Consider the following 16,172-nt stretch of genomic DNA (forward strand, 5'->3'; position numbering starts at 1 on the left):
CTGGTTTTGGTGAGACTCACTGCATTCAGCGGCAATGGATCCCCGCCTTCGCGGGAATAACGAGGAAGAAGAGGAAGAAGAAGTTCTGGGTCAGCCACCACCCAGTTCCCCGGCCCAGTTCCCCGGCGAAGGCCGGGGCCCAGTCTCGGCGCACTGTCGATGGCGCGGGAACCTCTCGAACGACATGGCAACGGGACCCCGGCCTTCGCCGGGGAACATGCTAGAAGTCGACGGCGATACCCTTGCGCTCCCAATCGCCATAGCGAGTCGGGTCGAGCGCATCGGGCTCCTTCTCCGCCGGCGCGGGCTTGGGCACGGGCGGGCTGGGCGTCAGATACGCAGGCGGTTTCACATTTGCGGGGCGCTGGGCCATAGGCTGCAGATCGTCCTTCCAATCCACGAGGTCAAGTGAAGCCCCCACGTCGCCCCAATCCCCGCCAGTCCGCGCCCGATGGCCCCGGCGTCCCCACCCGTCGCGCGGCGCTGAAGCTGCTCGATGCGGTGCTCCGGCGCGGGCTGGCGCTGGAGCAGGCGCTCGATTCGGCGGCGCAGGGTCTCGCGCCCAATGATCGCGGGCTTGCCCATGCGATTGCCGCCGAAGTGCTGCGCCGCTTGCCCGATCTCGATGCGCTGATCGATTCGGCGACCAAGCAGGCGCTGCCCGAGGATGCCAAGGCGCGCTTCGCCTTGCGCATCGCTTTGGTGCAGGCGCTGGCGCTCGGCACGCCGGGCCATGCCGCGATCTCCACCGTGCTGCCCTTGGTCGATGGCGGTCCGCGCAAGCTGGTCCATGGCGTGTTCGGCACTTTGGTCCGCCAGGGCGTGACCCTGCCCGAGCCGCCGGCGCTGCCCGATGCGGTGGCGCTGCGCTGGCACGCCGCCTGGGGCGACCAGATGATCGAGGATGCCGAGCGCGCGATTGCGGTGCCGCCGCCGCTCGACCTGACGCTGCGCGATCCCGCGGTCGTGCCCGATCTGCCCGGCACCAGCCTGATCGCCGGCCAGCTCCGCCTCGACGAGAAGGGGCCGGTGGCGATGCTGCCCGGCTATGCCGAGGGCGACTGGTGGGTGCAGGATCTCGCCGCCTCGATGCCGGCGCGGCTTTTGGGCAAGGGCGCGGGCACGGTGCTCGACCTGTGCGCGGCGCCGGGGGGCAAGACGCTGCAATTGGCGGCGGCGGGCTGGCAGGTGACGTCCGTGGACGTGTCGGAAAGTCGTCTGGCGCGACTTCACGAGAATCTGGAGCGCACCGGTCTTGAAGCGCAGGTGGTCGAGGCCGATCTCCTGAAATGGGCGCCTTCGGGGCCGGTGGATGCGATCCTGCTCGATGCGCCGTGCAGCGCGACGGGCATCTTCCGCCGCCATCCCGATGTGCTCCACCGGGTACGGCCCAGCCTGATCCGCGAGATGGCCGAGCTGCAGGGCAAATTGCTCGCCCGCGCGGCCGATTGGGTAAGGCCCGGCGGCACGCTGGTATACGCGACTTGCTCGCTGGAACCGTCGGAGGGCGAAGAGCAGCTCGAATCCTTCCTCCTGCGCGACCCGCGATATAAAATTGCGCCGATCGCGTCGGAGGAGCTGCCTCAGGGCGTGCATGCGAAGGAAGATGGAACGCTGCGGTTGCTGCCGGGAATGCTGGCGGATGCCGGCGGGCTGGACGGCTTCTTCATCGCGCGGCTGGTCCGCATGGCCTGATAAGGTTGCGCGCGAATCGCGGGGTGCCTAAGGCTTTGTCATGGCCGTCCGCATCGCACCTTCGATCCTCTCCGCCGATTTCGCCAAATTGGGCGAGGAAGTCCGCGCCATCGACGCCGCCGGCGCCGACTGGATCCATGTCGACGTGATGGACGGGCATTTCGTCCCCAACATTACGATCGGCCCGGCGGTGATCAAGGCGCTCCGCCCGCACACCGCGAAGCCGTTCGACGTCCACCTGATGATCGCGCCGGTCGATCCGATGCTCCAGGCCTTCGCCGATGCCGGCGCCGACTGCATCTCGGTGCATCCCGAGTCAGGCCCGCACCTCCACCGCACGCTCCAGACCATCAAGGGCCTGGGCAAGCGCGCCGGCGTGGTGCTCAATCCGTCCACGCCGGTGGAGTCGGTCGACTATGTCATGGACATGATCGACCTGATCCTGGTGATGAGCGTCAACCCCGGCTTCGGCGGGCAGAAGTTCATCGAGAGCCAGCTCGGCAAGATCGCCGAGTTGCGCAAGCGGATCGATGCCAGCGGCCGCGCGATCGACCTCGAGGTCGATGGCGGCATCGATCGCGAGACCGCACCGCGCGCGATCGCGGCAGGTGCCGACGCACTCGTCGCCGGCACCGCGACCTTCACCGGCGGGCCGGGTCAGTACGCGGCGAACATCGCCGCGCTACGAGGCGGGTGAATGACCAACCGATCGACTCCGGGGCCGACGGAGTCGAGCAGGGCAAGCGGCTCATCCGCACCGGCGGCGAGCGCGGCCTCAGCCTCGCCGAGCGGCTGTCCGAACATTTCCAGCGCCTCGCCTGGCGGAGCCCGCTCCACAATATGCGCCTGAAGGGCCGGCACCCCCTCAAGCTGATCGCGGTTGGCGAAGACCCGTTCTTCGGCGATGTCGAGCGCGGCAATGCCCTGCTCGACGGTGCCGTCTGCTTCCGCGGCGAGCAGCGTTCGATCGCCAGTCTCGATTTCGCCCGGCCGGACTGGTCGGTGGCGATGGGCGAGTATCTCCACGGCTTTGGCTGGCTGCGCGACCTGTCGAGCGTCACCACCCGCGTCACCGCCGCGCCGATCGCCGAGGCGCTGATGCAGCGCTGGCTGTCGGCACATGGCGACAAGGTTTCCGAGCCGGCATGGCGGGCCGATCTGGTCGGCCGGCGCATCCTCGCCTGGACGGCGCATGCGCCGCTGATCCTCTCGGCCAACGACCTCGTCTATCGCTCCTCGGTGCTCCACGCGCTCGCCAAGGGCGCGCGCCACCTCGACCGCGCCGCCGATCGCGTCGCCCCTGGACCGGGGCGGATCGCGGCCTGGTGCGGCGTGCTCGTCGCCGGGCTGATGATCCCGGGCGGCGATCCGCGCCGCTCCTTCGGCGAGACCGGGCTCAAGCGCGCGCTCGAACAGTCGATGTTCGACGATGGCGGCACCGTCGGCCGCTCGCCCTGGGGCCAGCTCGACGCGGTGCAGCTGCTGGCGATCCTGTCCAACGCCTATGAAGCGCGCCGGCTCGAGCCGCCCGCCTTTGTCGCCTCGGCGCTGAACCGCATGGTCACCGCGCTGCTCGGCGTCTGCCATGGCGACAAGGGGCTGGGCAGCTGGCAGGGCTGCGCCCCGGTTTCCGGCGCGATGATCGAGCAGGTCGTGGAGGCGACCGGTGTGCGTACCCGCCCGCTCAAGCAGGCGCGCGAATGGGGCTATCAGCGGCTGAACGCCGGCAGCACCGTGCTGATCATCGATGCGGCCCCGCCGCCGCTCGCCCGGCTTGCCGCCGGCGGTTGCGCCTCGACGCTTGCCTTCGAGCTTTCCGACGGACCGCACCGGATCGTGGTCAATTGCGGTGGCGCGAACATGGCGACGGCTTCGTTGCCGAACGCGCTCACCGAAGGGCTGCGGACCACTGCCGCGCACTCCACGCTGGTGCTCGCCGACAGCAACTCCACCGCGATTCATCCCGATGGCTCGCTTGGCCGCGGCGTCGTCGAAGTCGAGCTGGCGCGTACCGAGAGCGAGAATGGCAGCCGGGTCGAGGCCAGCCATGACGGTTATGTTCGCCGCCTCGGCTTCACCCATCGCCGGTTGATCGCGCTGGGCGGCGACGGGCGCGACGTGCGCGGCGAGGACATGCTGCTCCCCGCCGACAAGCGGAAGCGCAAGGCCAACACGCCCTTCGCGATCCGCTTCCACCTCGCCCCCCAGGTCGAGATCTCGCCGACTGCGGACGGGCAGGCCGCGATCCTGCGCCTGCCGAGCGGCCATCTCTGGCAGTTCCGCTGCAAGGGCGGTTCGCTGGCGTTCGAGGATTCGATCTGGATCGACGGCGCCGGCAAGCCGATGGCGACCAAGCAGCTCGTCATTACCGGTGAATCGCTGGCGGGCGGCGCCAATGTGAGCTGGCTGTTTCACAGGGCGAAATAGGTGGCGCGGGTCGAGATATTCCAGGGCAAGGACGACCTTGAGCCGTTCCTCACCAGCGAATTCGGCTTTCTTCCCCGTATCGGCGAATATCTTGCGATCGAGGCCGATGGCTATTTCCATCACTATAACGTCGTCGAAATCTGGCACCGCCGCGATGAGGGCGGGGGCGACTTTATCCCCTGCATCCGCGTCGAACTTGACGACTAGGGGTTGCCAGCACCGCCTTGATCCGTAGAGGGGCATGCCGCATGGACCAGATCAAGATCAGCCGTGCGCTACTCTCCGTCTCCGACAAGACCGGGATCGTCGAACTCGCAACCGCGCTTGCCGCACAGGGTGTCGAGCTAGTCTCGACCGGCGGCACCGCCACTGCCCTGCGCGATGCCGGGCTGGCCGTTCGCGACATCTCTGATCTCACCGGCTTTCCCGAGATGATGGACGGTCGGGTGAAGACGTTGCACCCCAAGGTCCATGGCGGCCTGCTCGCGGTGCGCGGCAATGCCGAGCACGAGGCCTCGATGGCCGAGCATGAAATCGGCGCGATCGATCTCGTCGTGGTGAACCTTTATCCCTTCGCCCAGACCGTGGCGCGCGGCGCCGATCGCGAGACGATTATCGAGAATATCGATATCGGCGGCCCGTCGATGGTCCGCTCGGCCGCGAAGAACCATGAGAGCGTCGTGATCCTCACCGATCCGGCCGATTATCCGCTGGTGCACGGTGCCACGACGACGCTCGAGCAGCGCCGCAAGTTCGCCGCCAAGGCCTATGCCGCCACCGCCGCCTATGACTCGATGATCTCGAGCTGGTTCGCCTTCGCCGATCAGGGCGAGGCCTTCCCCGAGATGCTCAACCTCAGCCTCAAGCGCGGCGCGGCGCTCCGCTATGGCGAGAACCCGCACCAGTCGGCCGCCTTCTATGCCGCGACCGGCCCGGCGGCGCAGGGCATCGGCCAGGCGCGCCAGGTGCAGGGCAAGGAGCTGAGCTACAACAATTACAACGACGCCGACGCGGCGCTAGAGCTGATCAGCGAATTCCGTGATGGCCCGCCGAGCGTGGTGATCGTCAAGCACGCCAATCCCTGCGGCGTGGCGAGCGCGGACACGCTGGCCGAGGCCTATGCGGCTGCCTTTGCCTGCGACACCGTCTCGGCGTTCGGCGGCATCATCGCGGTCAACCGCCCGCTCGATCGCGCTACGGCCGAGCAGATCACCTCGATCTTCACCGAAGTCGTGGTCGCGCCGGGGGCCGATGAGGAGGCGCTCGCGCTGTTCGCCGCCAAGAAGAACCTGCGCCTGCTGCTCACCGGCGGCCTGCCCGATCCGAAGCGCCCGGGCCTGATGGCCAAGTCGATCACCGGCGGCTGGCTGGTCCAGAGCCGCGACAATGGCGGGATCGACGCGGGCGACCTCAAGGTCGTTACCAAGCGCCAGCCGACCGAGCAGGAACTCGCCGACTGCCTGTTCGCCTGGACGGTGGCCAAGCACGTCAAGTCGAACGCGATCGTCTATGCCAAGGGCGGCTCGACCGCGGGCGTCGGTGCCGGCCAGATGAACCGTCTGGAAAGCGCCCGCATCGCAGCCTGGAAGGCCAAGGACGCCGCCGAGAAGGCAGGCTGGGACGAAAGCCGCACGATCGGCTCGGCCGTAGCCTCGGACGCCTTCTTCCCCTTCGCCGACGGCCTGCTGGCCGCGGTGGAAGCCGGTGCGACCGCGGTGATCCAGCCGGGTGGCTCGATCCGCGACGACGAAGTGATCGCCGCTGCCGACGAAGCCGGCCTCGCGATGATCTTCACCGGCATGCGCCACTTCCGGCACTGATCCGATCTCCCCCCTCCCTTTCGGGGGAGGGGGCTTACAGTTTCTCTTCGGTCGGCAGCGTCGCTTCGCCCGCGCGCGGCATCTTGCGGAACAGCGCCTTGTCCTCGGGGCCGAAGCCGAACTTGATGATCACGAACAGATAGGTGATCAGGATCGCCGGCATGCCGAAGCTCAGCTCGGCCCATTCGGCGCTTTTGGGCAACGAAGTGAACGCGCCGCCGACCAGGCAGGCGATCGCGATCGCCGCGAAGAAACTCGGCCGGATGGATACGACCGGCGCACCCGTAAGGCGGTAGAGCAGGGCGGCCTTCACCGCCGATCCGATGGTGAGCGACACCGCCAGCGCCAATGCGGGACCGGCGGCCTGGATCGGCTCGGACCAGCCCTCTTCGCGGGCCACCACCACGAACACGAAGCTCAGCACGATCTGCAGCAGCAGCACGCAGACCGAGATCGCCAGGTTCTTGTGCCGGGCGATATAGACCAGCCCGGTCTCGCAGACCGCGCCGGTCGAGGCGAGCACCTCGGCGACGAGCAGGATGCACAGGGCACCCGCGCCGATCACGAACTCCTTGCCGATCAGCCCCATCACGCCCTCGGCGGGGATCGAGAACATCACGGCGAGTGCCGCCTGCGCGCTGGTTACCCAGAAGCCGACCTGGCGGACCTGCTTGGCCACCGCCACCTTGTCGTCCTCGGCCAGCGCCTTGGTGACGACCGGCCCCAGGATCGGATCGAAGCTCGACTTGAGCCGCTGCGGCACCGAGGCGACCTGCTGCGCCATGTAATAGACGCCGACCACCGCCGGGCTGAACAGCAGCGCGAGGATGAAGCGATCGACATTGCGCGTCGCCCATTCGATCGCGTCGGCTCCGGCGAGCGGGGCGTTGGCGCGCGCCAGCCCCCAGATCGAGGAGGGCCGCGGACGCCAGCCATGCGGCAGGCCGTAATCCTTGACGAACGGCACGATCGAGGCACCAAGCGCGGCGATCATCGACAGCGCATAGGCGTAAAGCAGCCCATCGCGTGCCGAGACATAGGAGAAGCCCCAGGCGGCGATGCTGATCGTCCAGGGCTCGATGATTGCCCGCGCGGTCACCGCGGCGCCGATATTGTGGCGATAGGCGCAGGCCGAGAGCGCCACGTCGGACAGGGCCGGGCACAGCACCACCAGCGCGAGCAGCGGCTCGAGCCCGGTCACCGGGCTGTTGGGGAACATCGCCTGGGGGAAGAGGACCAGCACTCCGCTGGCGATCAGCGAGGCGATCAGCGCCACCACCATCGCGTCCCATACGACATGGGCATGGGGCCGGTCGGTGCGGGCCAGCGCCTGGGCCAGTCCGCGCTTGAGGCCGAGCGTGGCGAGCAGCGCGGCGACTTCGATCACCAGCACCGCGATCGCGTAGCGGCCGACAATGTCCGGGCCATAGGCGCGGCCCGCGATGAACAGGAAGGGCAGGCGCGCGACCAGCCGGATGATGAAGCCCAGCATGTTGGTCCGCCCGCCCTTGGCGAGCGCATTGATGTCCTCACCGCCCGAAGGCGCGATCACGGCCTCGCTCAATGCGCCGCGCCCCAGCTCGGGCCCACGCCGATCTCGACGCCGAGCGGCACGGTCAGCTTCACCGCCGGCTCGGCCGCGGTCGCCATCACCCGCTGGATGACCGGCTTGGCGGCCTCCACATCCCCCTCGGGCAGCTCGAACACCAGTTCGTCATGCACCTGGAGCAGCATCTTCACATTGGGCAGCCCCGCTTCGAGCAGGGCCGGGCCCATCCGCGCCATGGCGCGCTTGATGATGTCGGCGCTGGTGCCCTGGATCGGTGCATTGATCGCCGCGCGCTCGCTGCCGGCGCGCTCGTTCGGGTTGGAGGCCTTGAGCCGCGGAAAGTGCGTCTTCCGGCCGAACAAAGTGGTGGTGTAGCCGCGCTCCTTGGCGAGGCTCAGCGTGTCGGCGATGTAGCGGTTGATCCCCGGGAAGCGCTCGAAATAGCGGTTGATCATCGCCTGCGCCTCGTCGGGCGTTACGTCGAGCCGCCCGGCCAGGCCCCAGCGCGAGATGCCGTAGAGGATCGCGAAGTTGATCGTCTTGGCGCGGCCGCGGGTGTCGCGGTTCACTTCGCCGAACAGCTCCATCGCGGTACGGTTGTGGATGTCCTCGCCCTGCTCGAAGGCTTCGCGCAGCGCCGGCACGTCGGCGATATGCGCGGCCAGCCGCAGTTCGATCTGCGAATAGTCGGCCGAGAGGATGACATTGCCCGGCTCCGCCACAAAGGCATCGCGGATCTGCCGCCCGGTCTCGGTGCGGATCGGGATGTTCTGGAGATTGGGGTCGGTCGAGCTCAATCGCCCGGTCTGCGCGCCGGTGAGCGAATAGCTCGTATGCACGCGGCCGGTCGCCGGATTGATCTGCGCCTGCAGCGCATCGGTGTAGGTCGACTTGAGCTTGGTGAGCTGGCGCCAGTCGAGCACCTTGAGCACCATCTCGCGGCCCGGCGAATCCTTGTCCGCCGCGATCCGCTCGAGCTCGTTGACGTCCGTCGAATAGACGCCGGACTTGCCCTTGCGCCCGCCCTTGATCCCCATCTTGTCGAAGAGGACGTCGCCGAGCTGCTTCGGGCTGCCGATGGTGAACTTGAACCCGGCAATGCCGTGGATCTCTTCCTCCAGCGCCGCGATCTGGTGCGAGAAGTCGGTCGAGAGCTTGTGGAGGACCTGCGCATCCACCTTGATGCCCTCGCGCTCCATGCCGGCGATCACCGATACCAGCGGCCGGTCGACCATCTCATAGACGCGGGTCGAGCCTTCATAGGCCAGCCGCGGCTTGAAGCGCCGCCACAGCCGCAGCGTGACGTCGGCATCCTCGGCGGCGTAGCGGGTGGCGGCCTTGAGATCGACCTGGCCGAAGCCGAGCTGGTTCTTCCCCGTGCCGACCACGTCCTTGTAGGCGATGCAGCTGTGCGAAAGGTGCGTCGCCGCCAGCTCGTCCATGCCGTGGCCGTGCAGGCCGGCATCGAGGTCGAAGCTCATCACGATCGTGTCGTCATAGGGCGCGACATCGATCCCGACACGGCCCAGCACGATCATGTCGTACTTCAGATTGTGCCCGATCTTGAGGACCGCGGGGTCCTCGAGCAGCGGCTTCAGCCTGGCGATCGCCACCGAGCGATCGATCTGCACCGGCTTCTCGGCGAACATGTCGGTACCGCCATGGCCGAGCGGAATATAGCAGGCGAGGTTGGGGTGCAGCGCCATCGACACGCCGACCAGCTCGGCGCGCGTCGCATCGACGCCGGTCGTCTCGGTATCGATCGCGACCCAGCCCTGATGCCTGGCGATGGTGATCCAGCGATCGAGCGCGGTCTCGTCGGTGACCGTCTCATAGCCGTCGTGATTGCAGGGCGGGTCTTCCTCCAGCCCCGGCGTCTCATGCGTCTCGACCGGCGCCTCGGCCACCGCCGACAGCCGGTTGAGCAGGGTGCGGAAGCCGTGATGCTCGAGGAAGGCGCGCAGCGGCGCATCCGGGATGCCCTGCAGCGCGAAATCCTCGAGCGGCTCGGGCAGCGGCACGTCGCTCGCGAGCTGCACCAGCTGGTGCGACAGCCGCGCCATATCGGCATGCTCGATCAGATTGTCGCGCATCTTGGACGGCTTCATCGCCGGTGCCGCCTCCAGCACCGCCTCGACCGTGCCGAACTCCTGGATTAGCTTGGCGGCGGTCTTGGGGCCGATGCCCTTCACGCCGGGAACATTGTCGACACTGTCGCCCATCAGCGCCAGCACTTCGCCCAGCTTCTCGGGGCCGACGCCGAACTTCTCCTCGGTGTCCGCCGGGCCCAGCCGCCGGTTGTTCATCGTGTCGAGCATGTCGACCGACGGATCGGTCATCAGCTGCATCAGGTCCTTGTCGGAGCTGACGATGGTCACCTGCCAGCCCTGGGCCAGCGCCGCCTTGGTATAGCTGGCGATCAAATCGTCGGCTTCCCAGCCGGCTTCCTCGATGCAGGGCAGCGAGAAGGCGCGCGTCGCGTCGCGGATCATCGGGAACTGGGGCACGAGATCCTCGGGCGCCGGCGGGCGGTGCGCCTTGTACTGGTCGTACAGCTCGTTGCGGAAGGTGTGCTCGCTCTTGTCGAGCACCACCGCCATGTGAGTCGGGCCGTCGGCCTTGTTCAGCGTGTCGACCAGCTTCCACAGCATGGTCGTATAGCCATAGACGGCACCCACCGGCTCGCCATGCTTGTTGGTGAGCGGCGGCAGCCGATGATAGGCGCGGAAGATATAGCCGGAGCCATCGACGAGATAGAGATGAGGCATTGCCGCGCCGGGATAGCCGAGCCGGTGCGCCGAACAAAGCCCCTCAGGCCATTACGATATTTTGCAGGGTGAACTGGAAGGGCGAGGCCTCGTCGCCCGGGCCGCTGCCGGTCATCACGATATCGGCGCTGGCGATGCCGAGCAGCGAGATCTCGCTATTGTCCTGCGCCACGCTGATCGGAACCGGCGAATCCGCCGGCGTCATATGGGAGAAGGTGCCGATCCAGAGCCGGGGTTCCAGCACGAACTCGGCCCTTGCCCCCGGATGGATGACGGCACCGCCCGAATATAGCCTGCCGTCCTTGTAGATCTGCGCGGTGATCGCTCCGCTCGGCAGGGTATTGATCAGCTCGATTGCCTGGGGGTTGCTCGCCGGACCAGTCATCTGGATCGTGTCACCGGCATTGGTGAAGGTCGCTGTGAAGCTCTGGCCGGGCTCGGCCGGCAGGCGCGGCGTGTAATTGCCGTCGCTGTCGAGATAGCTGATCTGCGAAGCCGCCGGAACGGTGAAGGGGTGATTGCTGCCCGGCCCGCAATTGCGAATCACCTTCCAGGCGGCTGCGGGACCCGCTTGGGCAGGGGGCAGGTTCTCCGAATAGAACAGTACCTGCGTGTTGTGGGTGTCGTTCGATCTGTTGATGAAGTTGAGCCGGATATCCACGCGACGAGCTCCCCCGGAAGTTTCAGGGACTATCCGGCGCTTTCGTTACGCTGGCGAGTCGAGATTACACCGAATCATGGAATATCACCCCGAGTACATGCCGATGCCCGGCGCGGATTTCGCTGACGCCATGACGCATCGCCACGCGGTAATCGCCCCGGCTGCCGCGCACTGGGCGCTGGTTGACCGCGAAGACCACCGCATCGCCCTGGCGTAGCGGCACCACAGAGACACGCGATTGCATGCGCGGGCGTTGCTCGGTCAGCACGAACTCGCCGCCGGTAAAGTCTTCACCCGGCGCGGAGAGCAGCACCGCGAGCTGGAGCGGGAAAACATGTTCGCCATACAGGTCCTGGTGCAGGCAGTTGTAATCGCCCGGACCATAGCGAAGCAGCAACGGGGTAGGGCGGCGCTGCCCCGCTTCGTGGCAGCGCGCGAGAAAATCTCCATGCGCCGGCGGGAAACGCTGCTCGATTCCCATCCGGTGGTTCCAGAGATTGGCGATCGCGGCGAGCGGCGGATAGAGCCCGGTCCGCAGCTGCGCGACGATGTCCGGCAGCGGATAGGCGAAATAGCGATATTCGCCGCGGCCAAAGCCGTGCCGCGCCATCACCACCCGGCTGCGGAAGCCGGCTTCCGCATCGTAGAACGCGGCGGTTCCGGCGCATTCGGCGGGAGAGAGCAGGCCGGACAGCACGGCCCAGCCCTGTGTGTCGAGCGATGCGGCGATCGCGGTCCAGTCGAAACGGTCAAGCATGGCGCCGGGTAGCGGGTTGCGGCCCCGCGCGCCTTCCGCTGCTTGCGCCCGAACTTACTTGCCGCTGGTGAAGGCCTTCCACGCCGGATCGGCAGTGTCCTGCACCGGCGGCGTGCTGCCATGATGCGCGACGATCGCCTGCGCCACCTGCTGCATCAGCATCTGGCGCTCGCGGATCGGGCGGCGAGTGTCGCCGATCATCACGGCCAGCGCATAGGAAGTGCCGTCCGGCGCGGTGAGGATGCCGACATCGTTGAAGCCCGCGGTGCGCGAACCAAGGTCCTGGCCTGTCCCGGTCTTGTGGCCATAGACCCAGCCGGCGGGCACCGCGCCATGCACGCGGTAGCGCCCGGTCTTGGCGCCATCCATCGTCCGGATCAGCCAGGCGGTCGAGGCCGGCGACAGCAGTTCGCCGCGCTTCAGCCGGGCGAGTGCCACCGAGATGCCGGCAGCCGCCGCGCCATCGGGCGGATTCTTCACATAGGATTCGTAGGCCGCGAGCCGGACTGCCGGCGACAGGCGCGAGCGGGCGACCATGAAGGCGTTGCCCATCGAATATTCCTGCTTCCACTCCAGCCCGGCAGTGCCTGCCTGGAGCAGGCGCTCGCCGGGGCCGAAGCGCACGCCGGTGATGCCCTTGCGCGCCAGGAAGGCGCGGATGGCGTCCGGCCCGCCGACCAGCCGGAGCAGCTTGTCGTTGCAGGTGTTGTCGCTCATCTGCATCGCGCGGCGCACGATCTCGCCGACCGTGGTGGTATAGCCCTGGTCGCCCTTGACCAGCGCGGCGATCGGCTGGTGGAACAGGGTGAAGTCGGCCTTGGTGATGGTGATCGGGTCTTCGAGGCGGATCTTGCCCTGGTCGATCTGGTCGAGCACCGTCATGGTGACCCAGAGCTTCGACACGCTCTGCTGCGGCATCGGCCGCGCGGCGTCGTTCGAGGTGACGATCCAGCCGTCCCGCACATTGGTCACCGCCACGCCGACCAGGCCGTCGAAATTGCGGGTGATGCCGTCGATCGCGCTGACCAGCCCCTGCGGTGCGGGCCTGCTCGGCTTCCAGGTGGCTGCGGTCGGCTTGGCGCTGCCTTCCCAGGGGAAGGCCAGGCTCACGCCGTAGCTGGCGGGCGCGAAGGTCGCGAGCGAGGGATCCCCGTGCACCGTGCAGCCGACCAACATCGCCGGGCCAAGGCCCGCGATCGTCACTGCCCGTTGAAATCTCGAGAAGTCCTCGAACTTAAACACTTTTACCCGACCCTTTACCCGTTCGGAATCATGTAGCGGATGTGCGTATCGCGAAAGGCCGCGCTATCCCGGGTTGCGACGAATGCCAGTCTTGTAGCGGTGAAGCGTGAACATCGCGGAAACCGGACGCACTTTTTGGCCAGAACGCAGGGAAAATCCTGAGGTTTCAATTGCCGCCGGCGGCGAGCCAGGCGTTGAGACTGGTCGCGGCCGGATCCGGCGTGCAGCTGCCGATGCGCCGCGCGACGCAGCCCGGCGCATCGGTGATGCCCGGCGCGGCACAGCTTTCGAGGCGATATTGGCGGGGCAGCTCGGCGACATGCGTACGCGGTGCAACCACTACGTCGAATGCATCGGCGCGCCGCCGGGCTTCCGCCGGCGTCCCGATCACATAGATCGGGGTATCGCGCCGATACAGCGCATAGGCGCCGGCGACCGTGTCGCGCGGGCGATAGAGCGCGAGGCCGCAGGTCGCGGGCGGCCGGCCGGCGCGCTCCAGTGCGGCGGCGAGATCGGCTTCCATCGTCCAGTTCGGCCGGAAATGCCCCATGGCCAGCGCCGCCGAGGTCCCGCCCCACAGCAAGAGCGTGCCGGCGGTGGCCAGCGCCAGCCGGCGGCGGGGCACGCGGCGCAACAGGTCGGCGCTGCCGATCGCCGCCAGGATCACCAGCAGCGCGGTGCTCGCCAGCACGAAGCGATATTCCTTGTGGCCGATCAGCGAGTGGAAACCGAGATGGACCAGCGCGATCCAGAGCAGCGCCGGGTAGCGCTTCGCCCCGACCCAGGCGAGCAGCAGGATCGGCGCCGCGGCGAGGGTCCAGTACCAGGTGATCAGCGCGAAATAGCCGGTGACCGGCATCGTGCCATAGGCCTTGGCGCGTCCTTCGACGATGTTGATCCGCGCCGCCTCGATCATCCAGCGGAAGGGGACGGCGCCCATGGCGAGATTGGCCAGCGCATCCACTGCCAGCGCGCCGCAGCCGCCCGCGATCATTGGCAGCCAGGCGCCGCGCCCGTCCCCGCGCGCGGTCAGGATCGCCAGGGTGAGCAGGGCAGGGGCGTACTGGATACGCGCGACGAAGCAGAGCCCCATCAGCAGCCCGGCAAGGGCGAACTGGCGAGGTCCCAGCCGGTCCCGCGCGAGCAGCAGCCAGACCGCGCCCATCAGCAGCGCCAGCCCGATCGGCTCCGAGAGCGCACGGGGGGCGAAGAAGACCAGCTCGAACCAGGTCGCCGCGACGAACCCTGCGACTATCCCGTGCAATCGCGACAGCCTGAGCCCGAGCGCCACCGCCGCGCCCACGATCACCAGCGAGAGCGCCGCCAGGGTGAACCGCACCAGCAACAGGTGCAGCGTCGTATCGGGGGACAGTGCGTGCCCCAGCCCCATCGGCAGGCTGAGCAGCTCGGGAATCAGCCAGCTGCGCAGGCCGGCGCGATAGTCCCAGGTCTGCACCCAGGGCCCGGCGACCAGATGCCAGGCGGGCTCGAGATATTGCCAGATCTCGTCGAACCAGCCGACGATGAAGGGAATGGCGGCAACGGCACGCAGCAGCGCCGCCAGCGCGATCGCCCCCCAGAAGATCCTTCTGGCGCTCAGGGCACCAGCACCGTGTCGACCGCCTGCGGCAGCGTCTCGGGATAGTCGAGGTTGTAGTGCAGCCCGCGGCTCTCCTTGCGGTGGAGCGCCGAGCGCACGATCAGGTCGGCGCTTTCCAGCAGGTTGCGCAGCTCGATCAGGTCGGGCGTCACCCGGAAATGGCCGTAATAGTCCGCCACTTCCTCGCGCAGCATCTTGATCCGGTGCGCCGCGCGCTCGAGCCGCTTGGTGGTGCGCACGATGCCGACATAGTTCCACATGAAGCGCCGGATCTCGGTCCAGTTTTGCTTGATCACCACTTCCTCGTCGGAATCGGTGACCCGGCTCTCGTCCCAGGGCCGGATCGCCGGCACCGGGTGCAGCGCGTCCCAGTGCGCGGTGATGTGGCGGGCCACCGCCTCGCCGAACACGAAGCATTCCAGCAGCGAGTTCGACGCCAGGCGATTGGCGCCGTGCAGTCCGGACTGGGTGACTTCGCCCGCCGCATAGAGATTGGGCAGGTCGGTGCGCCCGTCGCGGTCCACCATCACGCCGCCGCAGGTGTAATGCTGGGCGGGGACGACCGGGATCGGCTCCCGCGTCATGTCGATATCGAGATCGAGCAGCCGCGCATGGATCGTCGGGAAGTGATGCTTCACGAACTCGGCGCCCATATGGCTGATGTCGAGATGGACATAGTCGAGGCCGAGCCGCTTGATCTCATGGTCGATCGCCCGCGCCACGATGTCGCGCGGCGCCAGCTCGGCTCTGGGATCGAACTCCGGCATGAAGCGCTTGCCCGCTTCCTCGCCGGCATCGGGGGGCAGCAGCAGCCGCCCGCCCTCGCCGCGCACCGCCTCGGTGATCAGGAAGTTCTTGACCTCGAGATTGTAGAGGCAGGTCGGGTGGAACTGCATCATCTCCATGTTCGAGATGCGGCAGCCCGCGCGCCACGCCATGGCGATGCCGTCCCCGGTCGCGCCCCTCGGCGCGGTCGAGAACAGATAGGTCCGCCCCGCGCCGCCGGTCGCCAGCACGGTCGCCCGCGCGGTGAACAGCTCCACGCGGTTCGTCGCCCGGTTGAAGGCATAGACGCCCCAGACATTGCCCGCGCCCGAATAGCGCTCCTCATGCCGGCTGGTCGCCAGGTCGATCACCACCTGGTCGGGCACCAGGGTGATGTTCGGATGGGCCTGCGCCGCCTTCAGCAGCGCCGTCTGCACCGCCAGGCCGGTGGCGTCGTCGACATGGACGATGCGGCGATGGCTGTGCCCGCCCTCGCGAGTCAGATGCAGCGCGCCGCCCTCGGTGTTGAACGGCACCCCCAGCTCGGCCAGCCGACGGATCGCCGCCGGTGCGTTCTCGACCACCATCTCCACCGTGGCGCGGTCGTTCAGCCCCGCGCCGGCGATCATCGTGTCCTCGATATGGCTCTCGAACGTGTCGCCGGGCTCGAGCACCGCGGCGATCCCGCCCTGCGCCCAGGCGGTCGAGCCCTCGGCGAACCCGCCCTTGGCGAGCACGGTAACCTTGAAACGCTGGGCCAGGTTGAGCGCGGCGGTGAGCCCCGCCGCACCCGATCCGATCACAAGAACGTCGCTGCTATGGGGATCGTCCGACATGTCTCTTCCGCTGGTTCCTGCCCGGACTAGGCGTTAGGCAGGGGTGCTGCAA

13 protein-coding genes are annotated in these 16,172 nt (G+C 67.9%); 5 read left to right on the forward strand and 8 right to left on the reverse strand.

The window, feature by feature from the left end; all coding sequences use genetic code 11:
• Nucleotides 1-220 precede the first annotated feature (220 nt).
• Nucleotides 221-373 (reverse strand): DUF1674 domain-containing protein, encoded by a 153-nt coding sequence (locus tag AC1RJ5_RS14435; RefSeq protein ID WP_184163449.1) that lies wholly within the window; start codon nt 371-373, stop codon nt 221-223.
• A gap of 35 nt (nt 374-408) precedes the next feature.
• Between AC1RJ5_RS14435 and AC1RJ5_RS14440 the strand changes: the two genes are divergently transcribed.
• From AC1RJ5_RS14440 to purH, 5 genes are read left to right on the forward strand one after another with little or no spacing between them, the layout of a single operon-like run.
• Nucleotides 409-1,695 (forward strand): RsmB/NOP family class I SAM-dependent RNA methyltransferase, encoded by a 1,287-nt coding sequence (locus tag AC1RJ5_RS14440; protein WP_493113937.1) that lies wholly within the window; start codon nt 409-411, stop codon nt 1,693-1,695.
• A 40-nt stretch (nt 1,696-1,735) separates the two neighbouring features.
• A complete protein-coding gene (rpe, locus tag AC1RJ5_RS14445; RefSeq protein ID WP_269573291.1) occupies nt 1,736-2,392 on the forward strand; it encodes a ribulose-phosphate 3-epimerase in 657 nt (218 codons plus the stop codon).
• Entirely contained in the window at nt 2,389-4,122 is a 1,734-nt protein-coding gene (locus AC1RJ5_RS14450) for a heparinase II/III family protein (protein ID WP_342249272.1), read from the forward strand. Before rpe ends, AC1RJ5_RS14450 begins: the two co-directional genes overlap by 4 nt.
• The gene (locus tag AC1RJ5_RS14455) at nt 4,123-4,329 is read left to right on the forward strand and encodes a hypothetical protein (RefSeq protein ID WP_269573289.1); all 207 of its coding nucleotides are present in this window, start codon (nt 4,123-4,125) and stop codon (nt 4,327-4,329) included.
• 41 nt (nt 4,330-4,370) lie between these two features.
• Entirely contained in the window at nt 4,371-5,942 is a 1,572-nt protein-coding gene (purH, locus tag AC1RJ5_RS14460) for a bifunctional phosphoribosylaminoimidazolecarboxamide formyltransferase/IMP cyclohydrolase (RefSeq protein WP_493113940.1), read from the forward strand.
• A gap of 34 nt (nt 5,943-5,976) precedes the next feature.
• On the opposite strand, the gene AC1RJ5_RS14465 is transcribed toward purH, so the two are convergent.
• From AC1RJ5_RS14465 to nadB, 7 genes are all read right to left on the reverse strand, one after another.
• On the reverse strand, nt 5,977-7,434 hold the full coding sequence (locus AC1RJ5_RS14465; RefSeq protein ID WP_493114705.1) for a lipopolysaccharide biosynthesis protein: 1,458 nt from the start codon (nt 7,432-7,434) through the stop codon (nt 5,977-5,979).
• Nucleotides 7,435-7,502: 68 nt separating this feature from the next.
• Nucleotides 7,503-10,259, reverse strand: a complete 2,757-nt coding sequence (polA, locus tag AC1RJ5_RS14470) for a DNA polymerase I (RefSeq protein WP_184163466.1) — start codon at nt 10,257-10,259, stop codon at nt 7,503-7,505.
• Between the two features lie 43 nt (nt 10,260-10,302).
• Entirely contained in the window at nt 10,303-10,920 is a 618-nt protein-coding gene (locus tag AC1RJ5_RS14475; protein ID WP_269573287.1) for a hypothetical protein, read from the reverse strand.
• Nucleotides 10,921-10,984: 64 nt separating this feature from the next.
• Nucleotides 10,985-11,677 carry a 2OG-Fe(II) oxygenase gene (locus AC1RJ5_RS14480; RefSeq protein WP_269573286.1) on the reverse strand — a complete coding sequence of 231 codons (693 nt, stop codon included), beginning with the start codon at nt 11,675-11,677 and terminating at the stop codon, nt 10,985-10,987.
• Between the two features lie 54 nt (nt 11,678-11,731).
• On the reverse strand, nt 11,732-12,853 hold the full coding sequence (locus AC1RJ5_RS14485) for a serine hydrolase (RefSeq protein WP_446745958.1): 1,122 nt from the start codon (nt 12,851-12,853) through the stop codon (nt 11,732-11,734).
• A 232-nt stretch (nt 12,854-13,085) separates the two neighbouring features.
• The gene (locus tag AC1RJ5_RS14490; RefSeq protein ID WP_493114707.1) at nt 13,086-14,519 is read right to left on the reverse strand and encodes a glycosyltransferase family protein; all 1,434 of its coding nucleotides are present in this window, start codon (nt 14,517-14,519) and stop codon (nt 13,086-13,088) included.
• The gene (nadB, locus tag AC1RJ5_RS14495) at nt 14,516-16,120 is read right to left on the reverse strand and encodes an L-aspartate oxidase (RefSeq protein WP_269573283.1); all 1,605 of its coding nucleotides are present in this window, start codon (nt 16,118-16,120) and stop codon (nt 14,516-14,518) included. The genes AC1RJ5_RS14490 and nadB overlap by 4 nt, the downstream gene beginning before the upstream one ends.
• Nucleotides 16,121-16,172 lie beyond the last annotated feature (52 nt).

Source organism: Sphingomonas sp. GW822-FHT03G08, from assembly GCF_058801135.1.

What these genes read in the sequence shown, in the direction of transcription:
- AC1RJ5_RS14485 (WP_446745958.1), bottom strand. Translation starts at nt 12,853, where the DNA reads ATGTTGGTCGGCTGCACGGTGCACGGGGATCCCTCGCTCGCGACCTTC.
- polA (WP_184163466.1), bottom strand. Translation starts at nt 10,259, where the DNA reads ATGCCTCATCTCTATCTCGTCGATGGCTCCGGCTATATCTTCCGCGCC.
- nadB (WP_269573283.1), bottom strand. Translation starts at nt 16,120, where the DNA reads ATGTCGGACGATCCCCATAGCAGCGACGTTCTTGTGATCGGATCGGGT.
- AC1RJ5_RS14480 (WP_269573286.1), bottom strand. Translation starts at nt 11,677, where the DNA reads ATGCTTGACCGTTTCGACTGGACCGCGATCGCCGCATCGCTCGACACA.
- AC1RJ5_RS14435 (WP_184163449.1), bottom strand. Translation starts at nt 373, where the DNA reads ATGGCCCAGCGCCCCGCAAATGTGAAACCGCCTGCGTATCTGACGCCC.
- purH (WP_493113940.1), top strand. Translation starts at nt 4,371, where the DNA reads ATGGACCAGATCAAGATCAGCCGTGCGCTACTCTCCGTCTCCGACAAG.
- rpe (WP_269573291.1), top strand. Translation starts at nt 1,736, where the DNA reads ATGGCCGTCCGCATCGCACCTTCGATCCTCTCCGCCGATTTCGCCAAA.
- AC1RJ5_RS14465 (WP_493114705.1), bottom strand. Translation starts at nt 7,434, where the DNA reads ATGCTGGGCTTCATCATCCGGCTGGTCGCGCGCCTGCCCTTCCTGTTC.